Annotated in this window: 14 protein-coding genes and 1 pseudogene; 8 read left to right on the top strand and 7 right to left on the bottom strand. The window is 69.9% G+C overall.

The window, feature by feature from the left end; genetic code table 11:
• Nucleotides 1-747 (bottom strand): metallophosphoesterase, encoded by a 747-nt coding sequence (locus QCD66_RS16445; protein ID WP_375734705.1) that lies wholly within the window; start codon nt 745-747, stop codon nt 1-3.
• A gap of 91 nt (nt 748-838) precedes the next feature.
• On the opposite strand from QCD66_RS16445, the gene QCD66_RS16450 reads away from it, so the two are divergent.
• The gene (locus QCD66_RS16450; protein ID WP_375734704.1) at nt 839-1,474 is read left to right on the top strand and encodes a CGNR zinc finger domain-containing protein; all 636 of its coding nucleotides are present in this window, start codon (nt 839-841) and stop codon (nt 1,472-1,474) included.
• A gap of 191 nt (nt 1,475-1,665) precedes the next feature.
• Complete coding sequence (locus QCD66_RS16455; protein WP_364220382.1) at nt 1,666-1,887, top strand: hypothetical protein; 222 nt, start codon at nt 1,666-1,668, stop codon at nt 1,885-1,887.
• A 101-nt stretch (nt 1,888-1,988) separates the two neighbouring features.
• On the opposite strand, the gene QCD66_RS16460 is transcribed toward QCD66_RS16455, so the two are convergent.
• Both QCD66_RS16460 and QCD66_RS16465 read right to left on the bottom strand, forming a co-directional pair.
• The gene (locus QCD66_RS16460; protein ID WP_375734703.1) at nt 1,989-2,543 is read right to left on the bottom strand and encodes a CGNR zinc finger domain-containing protein; all 555 of its coding nucleotides are present in this window, start codon (nt 2,541-2,543) and stop codon (nt 1,989-1,991) included.
• 425 nt (nt 2,544-2,968) lie between these two features.
• Nucleotides 2,969-3,865: an alpha/beta fold hydrolase gene (locus tag QCD66_RS16465; protein WP_407567187.1), complete on the bottom strand. Its 897-nt coding sequence runs from the start codon at nt 3,863-3,865 to the stop codon at nt 2,969-2,971.
• 292 nt (nt 3,866-4,157) lie between these two features.
• On the opposite strand from QCD66_RS16465, the gene QCD66_RS16470 reads away from it, so the two are divergent.
• The 4 genes and pseudogenes from QCD66_RS16470 (at nt 4,158) to pip (ending at nt 7,170) form a co-directional block, all read left to right on the top strand.
• Nucleotides 4,158-5,102, top strand: a complete 945-nt coding sequence (locus QCD66_RS16470; RefSeq protein WP_407567188.1) for a hypothetical protein — start codon at nt 4,158-4,160, stop codon at nt 5,100-5,102.
• Nucleotides 5,099-5,773, top strand: a complete 675-nt coding sequence (locus QCD66_RS16475) for a DUF6461 domain-containing protein (protein WP_407567189.1) — start codon at nt 5,099-5,101, stop codon at nt 5,771-5,773. The genes QCD66_RS16470 and QCD66_RS16475 overlap by 4 nt, the downstream gene beginning before the upstream one ends.
• 226 nt (nt 5,774-5,999) lie before the next feature.
• Nucleotides 6,000-6,122: pseudogene (locus tag QCD66_RS16480) on the top strand (DUF664 domain-containing protein); the annotation flags it as partial.
• Nucleotides 6,123-6,186: 64 nt separating this feature from the next.
• Complete coding sequence (gene pip / locus QCD66_RS16485) at nt 6,187-7,170, top strand: prolyl aminopeptidase (protein WP_364220373.1); 984 nt, start codon at nt 6,187-6,189, stop codon at nt 7,168-7,170.
• 511 nt (nt 7,171-7,681) lie between these two features.
• On the opposite strand, the gene QCD66_RS16490 is transcribed toward pip, so the two are convergent.
• Nucleotides 7,682-7,921: a hypothetical protein gene (locus QCD66_RS16490; RefSeq protein ID WP_375734700.1), complete on the bottom strand. Its 240-nt coding sequence runs from the start codon at nt 7,919-7,921 to the stop codon at nt 7,682-7,684.
• Nucleotides 7,922-8,500: 579 nt separating this feature from the next.
• Here QCD66_RS16490 and QCD66_RS16495 point away from each other — a divergent pair.
• Nucleotides 8,501-9,214, top strand: a complete 714-nt coding sequence (locus tag QCD66_RS16495) for a response regulator transcription factor (RefSeq protein WP_375734699.1) — start codon at nt 8,501-8,503, stop codon at nt 9,212-9,214.
• Between the two features lie 493 nt (nt 9,215-9,707).
• Nucleotides 9,708-11,543, top strand: a complete 1,836-nt coding sequence (locus QCD66_RS16500; RefSeq protein ID WP_375734698.1) for a CocE/NonD family hydrolase — start codon at nt 9,708-9,710, stop codon at nt 11,541-11,543.
• Nucleotides 11,544-11,754: 211 nt separating this feature from the next.
• Here the strand turns inward: QCD66_RS16500 and QCD66_RS16505 are convergent, their stop codons facing one another.
• Genes QCD66_RS16505 through QCD66_RS16515 form a run of 3 tightly spaced genes read right to left on the bottom strand, consistent with a single transcriptional unit; the run spans nt 11,755 to nt 16,636 of the window.
• Nucleotides 11,755-14,085: a lantibiotic dehydratase gene (locus tag QCD66_RS16505; RefSeq protein WP_375734697.1), complete on the bottom strand. Its 2,331-nt coding sequence runs from the start codon at nt 14,083-14,085 to the stop codon at nt 11,755-11,757.
• Nucleotides 14,073-15,692, bottom strand: a complete 1,620-nt coding sequence (locus tag QCD66_RS16510) for a hypothetical protein (RefSeq protein WP_375734696.1) — start codon at nt 15,690-15,692, stop codon at nt 14,073-14,075. Before QCD66_RS16510 ends, QCD66_RS16505 begins: the two co-directional genes overlap by 13 nt.
• Nucleotides 15,689-16,636: a thiamine pyrophosphate-dependent dehydrogenase E1 component subunit alpha gene (locus tag QCD66_RS16515; RefSeq protein WP_375734695.1), complete on the bottom strand. Its 948-nt coding sequence runs from the start codon at nt 16,634-16,636 to the stop codon at nt 15,689-15,691. The genes QCD66_RS16510 and QCD66_RS16515 overlap by 4 nt, the downstream gene beginning before the upstream one ends.
• Nucleotides 16,637-16,664 lie beyond the last annotated feature (28 nt).

Consider the following 16,664-nt stretch of genomic DNA (forward strand, 5'->3'; position numbering starts at 1 on the left):
TCAGACCACCACCCGGTAGTGGGTGGTCAGCAGCCCCGCGTCGTCGTAGACGTGGAACGCCACCCCGGGCGGCTGTCGCAGGTCGACCAGCGGCCCGTCACCCTCCCAGGGCAGCCGGAGCGTGGAGATGACACCGGGCGCGATCCGCAGTGGTCGGCCGGCGAAGGTGCTCGCGGCGGCGGTGTGAAAGTGCCCGGTCAGTACCGCGACGACCTGCGGATGGGCGGCCAGCAGTTCGGCCAGCGGCTCGGTGGGAAACAGCCGCATCGAATCGACGACGGGGTGGTGCAGTTCGACCGGCGGGTGGTGGAAGGAGACGAAGACCGGTCTGCCGGCCGGCACCGAGCCGAGTTGATCGGCGAGCCAGTCCATGGTTTCCGCGTCGAGGTGACCGTCGTTCTCGCCGGGAATCGACGAGTCTGCGAGCAGGAAGACCGCGCCGGCGACGTCGTACCGGGTGTTGATCGGGCCGCTGCCGCCGCCCTCGTCACCGAGTAGGCCCTTGCGGTACGCGTCGCGGACATCGTGGTTACCGGGACAGACCATGACCGGCAGTGGAGACGCGAAGAGCTTCGCGGCGGTCCGGTACTCGGTCACCTCGCCGTGATCGGCGATGTCTCCGCTGATCAGGATCGCGTCAACCGGTCGTGGCAGGGCGTGCAGGTAGTCCATCACCCGGGCGGTCCGTTCGGCCGAGCGGGGATGGCTGTCGAGGTGCGTGTCACTGAGGTGCGCGATGACGAGCAAGACGTCCCCTAATGGTTGTCTCCGTCTCAAACATTAGGGAGGCTACACTCGATCAGGCCGGGCAAGTCAGGCAGGTACCAGAGGAGACCCGATGTCACAGCAGCTCGCGCTCGCCCTGGCCAGCACCATCCGGCACGACGGCAACGGCGGCGTCGCCGACGACCTCGCCGACGTCGGTGGACTGACAACCTGGCTCCGGGAGCACGCCGAACCGCTGCGGGAGTACGCCGCCGAGCCCGAGCCGTACGCCGGCACGCCCGACGAGCAACTCCGCCTCGACGTGGTCGCGCTGCGACGCGCCGTGCGTACCCTGTTCGCGCATGCGGTCCGCCCCGGGGCACCGAGCCGGGCCGAGTCCGCGCCACTGCTTCCCGTGCCGGACGCCATCGATCAACTCAATGAGGCCGCCGGCCGGCTGCCGGTCCGGCCCGTGCTGGGCTGGCCGGACGAGTCGACGCCGACAGTCGCCTGGCGCTGCGCGCCGGCCGATGCCCGACTGCGACTCACGGCGGGGCTAGCCCGGGCCGCGATCGAATTCCTCGCCGGCCCGGCCCGGACCCAACTGCTCGCCTGCCCGGCGCCACGCTGCGTGCGTTACTTCGTCAAGGAACATCCGCGCCAGGCGTGGTGCAAGCCGTCCTGCGGCAACCGCGCCCGCGTGTCCCGGCACTACCAGCGCCACGCGGCGAACCCACCAGCCGCCTCAGCCGAGCCACCTCCGCAATGAGCGGATCGACCCGTTGATCATGCCCGCCCTGGCGACCGCGTCGACGTCGTGGTGGCCGTACGCGGTGCGTACGCCGGAGATGGACATGCCCGCGGCCGCGGCCAGGTCGCCCAGCCATCTCCAAGCCGGAGGCGTGCGTCATGGTGCCGGAGTAGCAGGGGCCTGCGAATTTCGCCGACGCGGCCGGGCGGGTGCGGCTGATCGCCGACGCGTACGGACTGCTGGACAGGGCGGCTCTGGTCGAGACGATCCTGTGGTGGCAGGACCGCTGCTGGCGGGGAATCGCGGCCGCGGCGGACGCGGGTGAGCCGGCGATGGTACGGCTGCGCGCGTCGGGTGCGGTCGACGAGGTTCGGGCGGTCCACCGTTGGACGGCCGAACACCGGACCTTCCTGCAACAGGTCCTGGCGTAGGCGCTCAGATGGCCGGAATGCGGTCAAGATGAACCGCCCCCTCGCCAGCAGCAATAGACCAAACGGGCGTGGCAGTGGGTGACGGGTAAGGCGCGTGCTCATCACGGACGGGTGGAGCGGTAGCGGGCGGCTTTGGCCTGGTTGCCGCAGGTCTTCATGCTGCACCAGCGGCGCCTGCGGCCGCGGGATGAGTCGATGAAGAACCAGCCGCACCGGTCGCAGGCGCGCACGCCCTGCGGTGGTGGATCGAGCGCGAGCGTGATAGTCCTCAGCGCCACAACTGCGAACGCACCGTGTGCGTCGCGCGAAGTAGTTGACCCGTCAGGGTGAATGGCCAGGTCTGCGATGGAGCGACGGGCCGTGTCCAGCAGAGCTGCAAAGGCATCTGTGGGGATGGCGTGACCGTCTTTTTGCGCATCGAAGACCGTCCACAGCAGCGCTCGTAGCGCGCGAGCATCCTCTAGCGCCGCCTCGGTCACGCCGGATTCGCCGTTTGCGAGCAGCCGTGTCCGGGTGAGCCAGTTGGCCAGTGCGTCGGCGTCGGTGAACAGGTCTGGGCCTGGGTCGGGCCAGCGGCGGTAGACGGTGTTGGCGAAGTCGAGTGCGAGGTTGCCGGCGATGAAGTGGTCCTCGACCCATTCAGTGGTGGCGGTCATCGGAATCCTTCCGTGGATACTCCGGCCTTCAGGCCGGGAAGGAAACGGAACCCCTGCCTTCCGCCCCCGAGAGGGTTCGACAGGATATGCCTCGGCCATCCGGGTCGGCGAAGTCCTGGCGAGGTGATCACAGACTCGGTGATCCACGCGGGCAACCGCCCTGCGCCGCGGTGGCTACTCTCCATCAGCAGACAGGGCAGTGAGACGACCGGTTCGTCGTCGATCGGTTTGAGCAGGGGCGAGCGTTGCATGCGGGGAGAGTCGGTGCGGTCGCCGAAGCCGCACCACGCGACCGGCTCCTGGTCGAGGTACCCACGACCAGGAGCCGGCGACCTCCCGCCCCTTGCCAGCGCACGCGTGGCATGACCGTCTCGAAGTCGCCCACGTTGCCGGTCTGAGCGGCTTGACTGTCAGAGTCGGCGCGTTCATGCGGCCGCCCCCGCGCGGTCGAGGACGTTGCGGGTGAAGGTGACGAGCAGGTCGGCGACCTCGGCGGCGTGGGTCTCTAACAGGAAGTGTCCGGCGTCGAAGATGTGCGCCTCGAACGTGGTCAACGCCTGGTGGTAGGCGAGTACCTCGGCGATGTCGAAGGCCGGGTCGTGCCGGCCCCACAGCAGCATGCAGGGCGGCTGGTAGGCGGAGTGGTACTCGGCGATCTCGCCGAAGCGTGCCACGTGCTTGCGGTAGTCGTAGAAGAACTGGAAGTACACGTCGGTGTTGCCAGGCCGCGACAAGCGCTCCCAGTCCAGATGCCACGATTCCGGCGGATGCAGCTCTGCGACCTCCGCGGGCAAGCCGCCCAAGTAGGTGTCCCTCGTGCCCTCGAAGGTCAACCAGTCCGGCAGGGCGGCCTTGTTCTCCTCGGTCGGCTCGGCCCAGTACCGGCGACCCGAGTCCCATGCCTCACCCAGGCCGGCTTCGTGCGCGTTGCCGTTCTGCACCACCAGGCCCAGCACCCGCTCCGGGTGCCGGGTGGCCAGGAAGTAGCCCACCGGTGTGCTGTAGTCCGTCACGAACACGATGTACCGCTCCACACCAAGGTCGTCGAGCAGCGCTTCTATCACGTGGGACAGGCCCTCGTAGGTGTACTCGTACTCTTCGACCGGCGGGGTGTCGGAGAATCCGAAGCCTGGGATGTCAGGCGCGACCACGTAGGTATGTTCACCCAGGGGCGGGAGCACCTCGCGGAAGGAGTAGGACGAGCTCGGGGCTCCATGTAGCAGAACGACGGCAGTCGATGAAGGGGTCCCCGCTTCGCGGTAGCGCACCCGCAGGCCCTCCACATCCCGGTACCGATGCCTGGTCTTGGCTACGTGCTTCACAGCGCATTCCTCTCGACTTGCTGACGGGTGATATCAACAGTAACCCCACTAGACGGCTACAACGGTTATTGAGGAGCCGTGGGACCGGTTCATCCCGGAGATGGTGCGCTCTGCGCTGGCGTCTCTGGCGTGACTGGACGGCGACATCCCAGTTTGGTTGCGTGCCTGCCGCAAGTCGCGCACGCAGCCATGCCGCCGCCTCGGGCCGGTGGTGCTCTAACTCGGGCCGACTGAGCGGTACGGCACTCGGCTAAAATGCACCGCCCGATGTGGATTGATCGACGGGAGTGTCGTGGTCGAGGTTCCTGATTCGGTGCTCGCAGAGATGGTGCGTCCGGTCATCGCGGCGATGCCGCTCATCATCGCCCGCATACCGAAGGCGCCAGCGGCCGAACTCGGTCGCTTGCGGGCAGTCGTCGACGGCGACGCCTGGCCGATCCGGGAGGCAGCGTTCCGGGCCGGGCCGGTGTTCGGGGCCCGGCCCGCGTCGGGCTCTTCGCCGGTGCAGGACGCGCTGGGTTCGCTGCCGCCGTTGCTTGTCGAACGCCTGCTCGGCGCGCTGGAGCTGACGGTGCCGGAGCTGGACCTCGCCGACACCCCGGACCTGACCAGTCTTCTGAACGAGCCGACACCCAGCGTTTTCCTGACTGCGACGGGGAGCGGCCAGAGCGAGGCGGTCACCGGCGCGACCGTGCTGCAGCAGATCCGGCCCGGCGTGTTCACCCTGGTCACTGCACTCGCCCGCCGGCTGGCCACCGACCCGCGGGTGGCCGTCCTGCTGACGGTGGCGCCAGAAACCACCGAAGAGCAGGAAATCGCCGCGGCGCACGGTGGCGCGCAGTTGGCGCTGGCCGTGGCCACCGCTGCCGCCGTCACGCACAAGGTGGGTATCCCACCATGGGCCACGACACCACCAGCCGTACTCGGCGTCGCGATCGGCGCGGCGGTCCTGCTGTTGCGGGAAACCCGCACCGGGTCACCCCGCCGTGGCCGGGCGACTACCGGCTTCGAGTGCACGCCCGTGGCAGGGACGACACCGACCTGCGCGGCAGCGAGTCCTACCAGCTGCTGGTCTGGCAGGCACCCGCCGCGCCCGACATCGTGTACGCCCGCGCCGACCGGCTCGGCTACCGGCTACGCGGCGAGGCGGATCCGGCGCGGCCCGAACGGCCCGAGATCGCGTACCGGTGGCTGTCCAACAGCACCCTGGGCATGGCGGCGACCGTCACGGTCGTGAGCGGGGCCGGCGTCGGCGCCGTGCTGCGCGCATTCGGCGCGGACCCGGCCCGGCCGGAGTCGATGCGGGCGATCGGCGAGGACCTGGTGCGCAGGCAGTCGATCGACCCGTGGGTAGCGGTACTGGACGTCGGTGAGGCCGTGATCGCCGTCGAATACAACGGCTGGGAGGGTTCGACCGCGCCCGTACTGACCGAGGCGTCGGCGGGTGGGCGGGTCGCCAGCATGTTCTGGAACGTCGAGGCGGAGACCCGGCTGTCGTTCGCCGAGCACGGCGCGGTGCTGCTATCGGTGGAGCCGTTCGCCGCCATCGACGCGCCACCACCGGTCGCCCCGGCGGTCGACGACCTCGACTTCGCCGACCACCGGCGCGACAAGCGGCTGATGGGTCTGCTCGCGGTGCAGCGGTTCACCGGCCACGGCATCAGCGCCGACGACGTGGCCCGGATCGAGGCCGCCGACGTCGGATTCCGGATCGTGCCGGCCCTGCCCGCGCTGCGCCCGCGCCGGCCGCAGCCCGGCGACCCGCTCGACACCGTCGCCGAGGCGCTGGCCGAGATCCCGAACCACAGCTGCGGGACCTGGCCTGGTGGGTCGCCGCGCAGGCAGCCCACCACGGAGGGCTCGGCGAAGACCCGGACGTCGTCGCCAGCCTCACCGCCCGCGCCCTGACCGAACAGGCGCGTCGGCGTGCCGGACGGTCCCAGAGCGCCCGCAGCACGCACCGGTGGATCTGGCTCGCGCTGCACGGGGCGACGAACCCGGATCCGGTCGCGGCGGTCGCCGACGCCGTCGACGCGGCCCGCTACGCCGCCGGCGCGCACGCGGCGAACCTGATCGCCGACACCAGGGCCTGGATCGTCGGATCCACCCGTTGACGCCCCCCGACCGTCGGTACGGGGCTCGTGACCTCGAAGCGTCGACCATCCGTCACAAGATGGTCCACATGGTCGAGCAGTACGCCCGGCACTGCGGCCATGCCGATCTGATCCGGGAGCGGATCGACGGCCGGGTGGGTCAGTTGGCCGCCCGACGTGGCGTTCTCAGGGCCTTACGCAACGGCAACGCATTGATACGATCTTGTGGTGACTCGCCGGAGCCAAGCACTGCGCAGCCTTTACCCGCCGATCGAGCCGTATGCGATTCACCGCGTGGATGTGGGCAGCGGCCATCAGCTCCACGTGGAAGAAGCCGGCAATCCGGCGGGAATTCCCGTGGTGTTTCTACACGGCGGCCCGGGAGGCGGTATCGCTCCGGTCATGCGGCGGTTCTTCGACCCGAATCGCTACCGGGTCGTTCTTCCCGATCAGCGTGGTGCCGGCCGCAGCACCCCACTCGGCGAACTGCGGGACAACACCACCTGGCACCTCGTCGACGATCTGGAGGTGCTTCGAGAACACCTCGGCGTGGACGCGTGGTTGGTGTTCGGCGGCTCGTGGGGGTCGACGCTCGCACTGGCCTATGCCCAGTCGCATCCGACGCGGGTGACCGGCTTGATTCTGCGCGGAATCTATCTCGTACGCCGCAGCGAGCGGACGTGGATCTATCAGAACGGCCTGCACAACCTGCAGCCGGAGGAGTGGGAACGATTCGTCGCACCGGTTCCTCGCGACGAACGCGACGACATTCTCGCGGCGTACCACCGCCGTCTCGTCGGAGACGACCGTGAGGTGGCACGACGCTGGGCCGGTGCGTGGATGCGCTGGGAAGCCGTCAATTCGTCTCTGACGCCCGACCCCTCCTTCATCGCCGCGCTGACCGACGACGACACGGCGCTGCCCGCCGCGCAGATCCTCGCCCACTACGTCGTCAACGGCGGGTTCTTCGAATCGGAAACCCAACTGCTGGACGGCGTGGACCGCATCCGTCACCTGCCCGCGGTCATCATTCAGGGCCGCTACGACTTGTGTTGTCCCCCGGTGACCGCCTTCGACCTGGCCCGCCGCTGGCCCGAAGCCACCCTGCACATCGTTCCTGACGCGGGCCACTCCTCGCTGGAACCCGGCACGACGGATCAGCTGATCCGCAGCACGGACCGTTTCGCCGTGCGTCTGTCCCAGCCGGTCTGAGCCGGAAGCCGCGACCGGCCAGCCCGGCGGTGCACGGTCAGGTGCGGCGGATCGACGTACGGGGTGGCTGCTCGGGCGGCCGGCCGCGAGAGCACGTGATCGTTGGTTCGCCTTCCACGTTGCGTCGCGGGCCGCGCTACCCGGCCCGACCGGTCGAGTAGTGGATCTGTCTCCGGTCGGGCTGCCAACCCTGCTCAACGAGCCCGACCTACGGCGACCTGGTGCGTAATCGCGAGGGCTGTAGCCAGCCAGGGAGGCTGTAGCGTTACCAGGTGATCATGCGGTCGGAGACGGGTCCCGCGACGGTGTTCATGGTCTCGGATAGGAGCTCGCGGCGGCCGGTGAAGCGCTGCGGTAGGCGCCGCCACTTCAGTTCGGCGATGGCGTGCTCGACCGGATCCGTCGCGAGGACCGGCGTTTGCGGTCGGCTTCCCAGGCGGCATGGCGCGCTTGGGTCGCTCGGGGTCGTGGTTTCAGCGGTGGTGCGATGGCCTGTGCCGGGCAGGTTTGGTCAGGCCTGGTAGCCGGTGTCGACCAGGGCCTTCGCCTGTGGGTAGGCGTGGAGCAGGGTTTCGATTCCCTCGGTCCGCGCTGCGGTGGCGTCGTGCATGCGTCCAGGCCGGTAGCTGCCGCACCACAGCGTCGGCCGCCGGCGTCGGAGACGACGGTCGCCTTGATCGCCGGGCCGCAGGTTGGCCAGCGTCATCACCAGCCGGTCGACGAAGCCCAGCACCGCCGGTCGGCCCGGCATGTGCCTCCCGCTGCCGGCGCCCACCGCGTCGGGCGTGCGGCCGGCCCTCATGCCCGGCGATCCACAACGGATGCGAGTCCGACCGCAGCAGGTCGGAAACCCGGTAAATGCGTGATGGCTGAAGACACGACGCGCCCGGCGGACCGACACCCGCGGATCATCGACCACGCCGATCGGCCGACGCCCAGCGCCCTACCGTGCGCAAGGTCGTAAATCCGTGAAGCCCGCTGCCGTGGCGGGTGCGCAGCTCGCGCCGGCCCTGGACACCGGCAGTGCGCTCCAGTATAAAGACATCGGCGTTCTAATGATCTTGACGAAGAATGAGGTGTCGACTGTGAAGCATCGTCGACTCGGGCGTCTTCGTCGGGCACGTGTGGAAGCAGTCTCAACGCGAACCCGATCGGGGACCGCTGCTTTTCCGTGGCTACCCCGGGGTGGCGAGACCGGCACAACGCCAGCGAACCGGTGTTCAACGACAGTCACGCCCCCGCATCAGGGACCGTTGGTGCGAGCCGCGGCGGCGGCACCGGCGAGACGCAACCGTGCGGACGGGGTATCGCCTGTCGGTGAAGAGTTCCGATGAAGCTGCTGGTTGTTGAGGACGACAGCAGGGTGATGGGCGCCCTGCGTACCGTTCTGGTCCAGCATGGCCTGGAGGTCGCCTGCGCCCACACCGGTGAACAGGCGTTGGAGCTCGTCGCTGACGGCCCCGACGCTGTTCTGCTCGATCTGGGCCTACCGGGCTGCGATGGTTTCAAGGTGTGCACGCAGATCCGGAAAATGTCGAATGTGCCGATCATCGTCGTCACCCCTTGGGCGGACTGGCGTTCGCGTGTGCACGGGCTGAATCTTGGTGCCGACGACTGCATCGTCAAGCCGTACAACGTTGCCGAACTGGTGGCCCGGATCCATGCGGTCACCCGGCGCGCGGGCACGGCGACGTACGCCGGTGGGGTTACCCCGACATCGGCGGCCGGTGCTGCCCCGCGTGTGTTCGGACCGGTGAGCCTGAACACCGAGTCGCGCGTCGTCATGGTGGATGGACGAAGGATCCACTTGACTGCCAAGGAGTTCGACCTGTTGGCGTTGCTTGCCCGCCGTCCGGGCGTGGTGTTCCGCCGGGAGCAGATCATGAGTGGGGTGTGGGGCACCGCCTGGGGAGGCGCGGGACGCACACTGGAGGTACATGTCGCGTCGCTGCGGCAGAAACTCGCCGTGCCCGGTCTCATCGAGACCGTCCGCGGCGTGGGCTACCGGCTGACGCTTCCGGTCCTGCCCTCCGAGGTTGCCTGAGCCGCCTCCGCGAAAGCGGCTCGGCTTGTCGCGCCGGCAGGAGGTGTTCGTTGACCAGTCGCAGGACGCCGGCTGTCCGCCGCCATTGCCCAGCAGGCAACCGCGTCCATCGCTCAGGACGTACTCGCCACGCCCTCGCGCACGCCGAGAGGTAAGGAACTGGCAGCCGACTGTCCCTCGATGGACATATGGGCATATGGACATATTGCGGTTGCGGCGACAGCCGTACGCGTCGACGGTCTCGGTGGGCCCGAGATCCTGGGCCTGATCACCCTCCGTCGTCAGGGGCGTGCGGGCCGGCGCTGTGCTGGTTGCTGTGGGTAGTCGCGGTCTGACGCAAAGCTCTGAACTCCCTCAAGTTTGACCGCTCGGCGGCCCGGGCCCTTGTTGACTTGCCCATAGTCAGTTAGACGGAGGTGGAGATATGAATCTTGTACGGCGAATGGTCGCCGTTGGAACGGTCATCGGGGTGACGGTCATGGGGGTGCCCGCGGTGGCAGGCGCCACGGCGGACGCACCCGGGATCGTGATCGAGAACGGTGTGACCCAACCGGTCTTCTCGTACGGCGACGCGATCCAGGAGGTCGTCTACGTAGAGGCGCCGATGGACAGCGACGGCGACGGCCGTCGGGACCTGATCGCAGTCGACGTGATCCGGCCGGCGGAGACCGAGGCCGGCCTGCGGGTGCCGACCATCATGGAGGCCAGCCCGTACTTCGGCCGCGCCTTGACGAACCCCCCACCGGACAAGACGCGCGGCTTCGCCGGCTGGTGGGACGAGTACTTCGTCCCCCGCGGCTATGCCGTCGTCCAGGTCGAGATGCAGGGCACCTCGCGGTCGTTCGGCTGCCCGACCACCGGCGGCGTCGAGGACACGATCAGCATCAAGGCGGCGGTCGACTGGCTCAACGGCCGCGCCCCGGCCTTCTACCACGACGGAAGCCCGGCGGTCGCCGACTGGAGCACCGGCAACGTGGGCATGCAGGGTGTCTCGTACGTCGGCACGCTGCCCAACGCGGTCGCCACAGAAGGCGTCCCGGGCCTGCGGACAGTGGTGCCGATCGCCGCGATCTCCAGCTGGTACAAGTACGTGAACGACCAGGGGATCGCCTGGTCGACCTGGAGCGAGAACGTCAACCACCGGTACACCGAGTGGCTCGCGGACTACGTCTCCGTCGGCCGGGTGCTGCCGGGCGCGGTATCGGCACCGGCCTGTGAGTCGGTCATCACCGCGGTCGGTGACGCCGAGGTGGCCAGCGCCTCCGCCTTCACGCCGTTCTGGCAGGAGCGGAACTACCTGCCGGATGCAAACAAGATCAAGACGGCCAACACGTCCGTGTTCATGGTGCACGGCCTCACCGACTACAACGTCAAGACCATGCACTTCGCCGACCTGTGGCACGAGGTCGAGAAGCGCCAGATGCCGCGCAAGATCTGGATCCACCGCGGCGCACACGTCAACCCGACCAGCTTCCGGCTCACCGAGTGGCAGTCGGTCATGCACCGGTGGATGGACCACTGGCTGCACGACATCCCGAACGGGATCATGGATGAGCCGATGGCGGACATCCAGCGGCCCGACGGCACCTGGGAGACCCACTCGACCTGGCCCGACGCCGGCGCCAAGGATGTCAACCTGCGCTTCGGCCCGGCCACGGCGGACGCGGCGGGAACGCTGTCGTTCGACAACGCCGGCGGCAACCCCACGCAGAGCTTCGTCGACCAGATCGAGTCGCAGGCCGTCAAGGTCGGCAACGCCGAGCAGGCCAAGTCCGGCAGGCTCGCCTTCGTGACCCCACCGCTCGAGAACGACCTGCGCATCTCGGGTACGCCCAAGGTGGAGGTCCGGATGTCGACGACCGGCGAGACCGCGTTGCTCTCGGCCCTACTCGTCGACTACGGCGCGGGCCCGACCGTCACCGTGGCGGGCAAGGAACCGCTGGAGGTGATCCATGAGTCCTGCGAGCCCGAGGACCTGGCCAGCCGGACCGGCTGCGCCGCGCCGATGGAGGCGAGCGTCGCGATCACGCCCGAGCGGGTCCTGGCCTGGGGCCACATCGACGCCAAGAAGTCCTCGGACCTTCGCCGGAGCGAGGCGCTGACGCCCGGCAAGAACTACAACGTACGGTGGACGACGCTCCCCTCCGAGCACGTCATCCCGGCCGGGCACCGGATCGGCCTCGTCATCACCGGCAACTACAACGCGAACCCGACGTCGAACCGGCCGGCACGCGACGCGGGCGCTGTCGGCAGCCAGATCACCGTGTACCTCAACGGCAGCACCCTGGTGCTTCCGGTGGTCGGGGGTAAGGACGCCCTGGGCTTCTGACCAGGCAACGTCTCCTGTAGACCAGCAGTCGGTCCCTCACCAGGCTTGTGGCCTGGTGAGGGACTCTTCTGCCTGGTGATGGACCTACCGCGACCAGCCGTTGATCGACACTCCCCGAACAGGACGGTCGGGAGCCTGCGAGACCAGCAGCCGGCACGGCCGCCACGAGCGGGTGTCGTTCGACTTCCTGGGGTACCGGTTGAAGCCGCGATCAGCCGTCGAATGCCGGTGGGGCGGCGGGGGCCGACGGGTCGAGCGCGACGATCCGTAGCTCGGCCGCATAGCCGTCGCCCTCGGCGTCCCGTAACCAGTTCTGGGTCGTGTCCGGCAGCATTTCGCTGACCACGACCGCCGCCGACGGGGTCTCCTCGGCGCTGCGCCGGATGGCCTTCGCGAACAGGTTGAGCAGGGGCAGGCTGGTGAAGTCCACGAAGCACGGCTTGTCCTCGACCGCCACCCGGTAGAAGGCATGTTCCGGCAGGTCATGGTCGGCCCGCCAGGCACGAGCCCGGCGGTAGCGGTCCGGCTCGCTGGTGACGTGTGCCCAGTCCAGCTCGGTGGCGGGGAAGCGCCACGTTTCGCGGGCCAGCACGAGCCGGCCGACGGTGACTCTCGGCTGGTGCGGGGCCGGGGCCATCGGTTTGAAGCCGTTGAGTACGGCCGAGGAGAGCATCTCGCCGAGGACGTGTAGCAGGTCGTACTCGCCCGCCCGTCCCCGGCAGCGCACGACGAGCCCGCGTTCGGTGCGGGAGACCGACATCGCCGCCACCGGCAGTACCTCCCCGGGAGCCGGGTCGGCGTCGGGGCGCAGTGCCCAGTACGTGTACCGCGGCGAGAGCAGCGCCGACGGCGGGAAGGTACGCGAGGTGACGAAGTCCGACTCCTTGGAGGGGAGTGGATACATCCGCTGTCCACCATAGTCGGACTCGGCGGCGGCGAGCAGCTGCGCCGGGTCGGCATGCTGCTCAACGAACAGGCGGCTCTCCACGGTGTTCGTCGCCGCGTGCAACTCGCCGAGCACCCAGTGGTAGTCGCCGCGTTCCAGTGCGTCCGGATCCGCGGCCAGCATGACGTCCGGGGTGTGGTGCCGCGCCGCCGGCCATGGTGGCGGTCCGCCGGGAAACTCCGCTGCCCCGGCGGCGGTGATGTCCTCGATGCGTACCGCGTGCCGGCGTACCCCGGGCGGCACCCGCAGCACCCGGGCCCACCGGTGCTGCAGCTCGGCCGCGGCCGCGGCGACCGGCGGCGGCGTCTCCCGCAGTGAGAAGAACAGGTTCGGCGTGGCCCGGCCGACGAGGGCACCGAGGGGCATGCCGCGGTCGCCGGTACGGCTCACGTACTGGTCGTAGATCTTGTCGAACAGGGCCCGGTAGCGTTCGGCGGCGTGGCCGACATACCAGCGGGCGCTGTCCAGCACCAGGCCCAGCGGCCCAGCGAGTTCGGCCATTGCGTCCGCGCCGAGGTCGACCCGCACATCCCGTACGGCGTCCTCGTAGACGAGGCTCCGGCCGGCGTACGTGCGACCGTGCCGCCGCTGCGCCGCCACACCGCTCGTGTCGACGAAGATCGCGTTCATCTCGTCCATCGCCGCCGCCACCGCCGCCGCGTCGCCGGCAGCGTCCGCCACCGCGTCGCGGGCGCCGATCAGCCGGTCGACCATCCGGAGCGCACGCTCGCGTACCGCCGGATCACTGATTCGGGTCAGCCGGTCCCGCAGGGTCGCCTCGGGACGTGCCTCGACGGGGGAACGCAGGTCGAGGTGGATCAGGCTGCGGTCGCGCAGCGAGGCGAGCGCCGTCCATGTCTCATCCGTGCCGGCGCCGATCCGGGCCGCGATTTCGTGTACGGAAAGCCGGCCGTCACAGAGGTCCAGCAGATCCGCCTCTGCCGGGGTGAGCACCAACAGGCCACGGTCGGGCAGGTTGACCAGCGTGCCCCGGCGATGGTTGGCGGTCACCGGGCGGGGCTCCACCCACGGACGCAGCGCGGGGTCGCACAGCAGCGCGTCGGCGACCGCGTCGACGGCCCACACCTCGAAGTAGACCCGCCGCCGGGCCAGCAGTCGTGGGCCCGGCCGGGCCGTGATCCGTTGTGGGCCGCCGCTCCATCGGGCCCAGCCGACCGGGCCGAAGAAGCCGATGGTGTCGTTCTTGACGCAGTAGCGTTGCAGGTAGCCTGCGATCGCCAGTTCGTGGTTGCGCCCGCGCACGTTTCTCGGCTCGCCTCGGGCCGCCTTGTCCAGGCAGTCGTTGAGTAACCGCCGATTCTGCCAGACCACGGCCTCACGGAAGCGGGCGTCCTGGGCAATGGCCTGGATGCTGGCGGACAGGCGCCGGGCCGCGGCCGCGTACACCTGGTCGAAGTCGGCGGCGTCGCGGTCGGCCGCCGCGGCGAGCGCCGGGTCTCCGAGGCGGAGTACGGCGGTGGCTGGAAAGCCCGCGCTGCGTAGTACTGATTCCCGCCAGAGCAACCAGCCGGTGTTGCCGAGCGGCACCAGGTGCGTTCCGCTACGCGGGGCTGCGTCGACGATCAGGTCAGACATGTGCCATCTCCGCACTCGTCCCCGTCGCCCAGTTCCACCGGTTCGGCCCGCACCGTCAACTCCCGGCCGGTCCGGGTGGGCCAGGCATGGCTGGTCGCCGCCGACACGAAGTCGACCAGAGGCTGGTTGCGTCCGGTCTTGCGATACCGCAACCGGACCTCGCTGTGCCCGGTGGCCGCCACCTGTTCCACGACCTCCTGCAGCACGGCCCGTTCGACGTCCTTGCCGAGCACCGCACAGGAGATCGAGAACAGGTCGACGACGGCGTGCGGGTCCTCCTCGCGTACTCCGATCACCGCGCTCACCCCGTAGTCGCCGAGTCGGTCACTGACCCGGGCGATCAGTGTTCGCCGCCCGGATCCGGCGGCTGTCACGGCATCGTCGAGCCCGAGGGTGAAGTCCTTTGCCCGCGCGACCACCTTGCGCATGTCGTCCGACGGCGGTCCGTCGACCTCGCTCACCGCGATGTTGACCCGAAGGCTGTCGATGTACGCCTGGGCGGACCCGTGCGCGGGCCCGGACATGGGGCCGTCGACAAGTCCTTCCGCCGGCCCCGGCGCTGCGCGCGGTGCGGTGCCGGCCGATCGCGGCGGAAGCCGGTCGAACAGGCCGGCGGCCACCAGCTGTGCCGGCCATTCCTCGGGCCGGTCGCCGAGGCTCACCCGCGCCGGCCCCGGCCCGCCGGCTCCGACCAGCACCGTCGCGGACTCGTCGACGCCGAGTCCGGCGGCCAGGTCGCGTACCTGCGCGTCGACCGGCCGACCGTCCACGGCCCAACCATCCAGATCGGATTCGACGAGCCGGGGTAGGGCCCTGGCCAAGGCGTCCCACGTCTCGTCGGGATCGCGCCCGCCCCGTACGGCGAGTCGTACGCCGGCCGCGCGCAGGTCACGCAACGGCTCGGCCAGCCAACTCGCGCCGGGTCGAGGCGCGCCGTCGGGGTCCCGGAGCAGAGTGTCCGCGTCCAGCACGACCGCGCGGCAGGCACCCCGGTACCGCACCCGCAGCACGGCACCGAGCTGGCAGCCGAGCGCGGCGAAGAACTCGTCGGTGTACGGCACGCGGGCGAACGCGAACAGCGACGGGTGGTGCGCCCGGACGGCGCCGACCTGCCGTATCGCCTCCTCCGCGTCGGCGACGTCGACCCCCGCCAGCCCGGCCAGCCGTTCCCGCAGCAGCTCGCGGACGGTCGTGTAGCCAGCTACCGCACCCGTCGGGCTGGCTGCCTCGCCGACGCCGTACGGTCGCCGCTCGGGAATGGGGGGCAGCACGAAGAGCAGCCGGCAGCCGCGCCGCCTCGTTGCCTCCAGCCCGGCCGCGGCGCAGCGCAGCAGGTCGGCCTGTTCCGGCAGCTCCTCGAACCGCGGCGCGACCACGACCACGTCCGGGTTCAGGCGAAACATCGCGGCGGCGTCGTCCAGCAGCTGCTGCACGATCTGGTGGTACGGTCCGACCCGCAGTTGGGCGGGCAGCCCGGCGTCGTGCAGCGCTACCCCGAGGTGCGGCACCAGCGGGTCGATCGTGTAGCTGGCAAGCAGACCGACCCGCAGCGCCCCGGGGCCGGCCGCGGCCGGAAGGCCCTGCCACCGCTGCTGGATGGTGGTCACCGGTCCTCCCAGGCGACCGGCGGTCGCGCCGACACCTCGTGGACAACCTCGGCGACCAGATCACGTTGCCGCTCGTCGGCTGCGGCGAACTGCTGGGGGTACGCGGCCGCGTACGTCTCGTACCAGTCCCGCCGACGCAGCCGGTCGAGTTCCTCCGGACTGCGGGTGTCGTCGCCCTTGCTGTGCGGACCGAGCCGGTCGGTGTGGAACTCGACCACGACCGGCCGCGGGGCGCTGCGGACGCGCTCGACGACCGGCGCCAGCCAGGCCCGGATCCCGGCGACGTCGCGCGCCTGTGTCGCGTGGTGCTCGATCCCGAACGCGGCGGCCCGCCCGGCGATCGTGCCGGCCAGCTGCGTCCGGGTCGGCGTCGACTGGGCGATGTCGTTGTGCTCGACCACGACCAGCAGCGGTACGCCCCAGAGCGCGGCGATGTTCAACGCTTCGTACACGACGCCCTGCCCCCAGGTGCCGTCGCCGATGTGGACGGCCGCCAGCCGGCCCGGTTCGGCCGCTTTCAGATGCCGGGCGACGCCGACCGCCACCGGGAGGCTTTCGCCCTGCACCCCCGTGGAGAGGTACCGGTCGCGCAGGATGTGCTGGCTGCCGCCGAAGCCACCGCAGACCGCCCCTCGGCGTCCCATGATCTCGGCGAGTAGCCCGTCCGGGTCGTCGAAACGGGCCAGGTAGTGGCCGTGCCCCCGATGGTTGCTGAACACGTAGTCGTCACTGCCCAGCAACGGTCGTAGCGCCACCGGGATGTACTCCTGGCCGAGACAGGTGTGGGTGGTCCCGTCGATCTCGCCGTCGGCGAAGAGGCGCAGCAACGCCTGCTCGAAGTGCCGGATCAGCAGCAGCATCGCGAGATCGGCCTCGTCCAGTCGGCCCGGCGGCTCCTGCCTGTCTGGTTGCGCCGGCTGGCCCGGCCGTGGCGGTGTCGTCATCAGGTGCACGATGCTCGCTCCTTCGGTG

This window comes from Polymorphospora sp. A560 (assembly GCF_045781765.1).
GTDB classification, from domain to species: domain Bacteria; phylum Actinomycetota; class Actinomycetes; order Mycobacteriales; family Micromonosporaceae; genus Polymorphospora; species Polymorphospora lycopeni.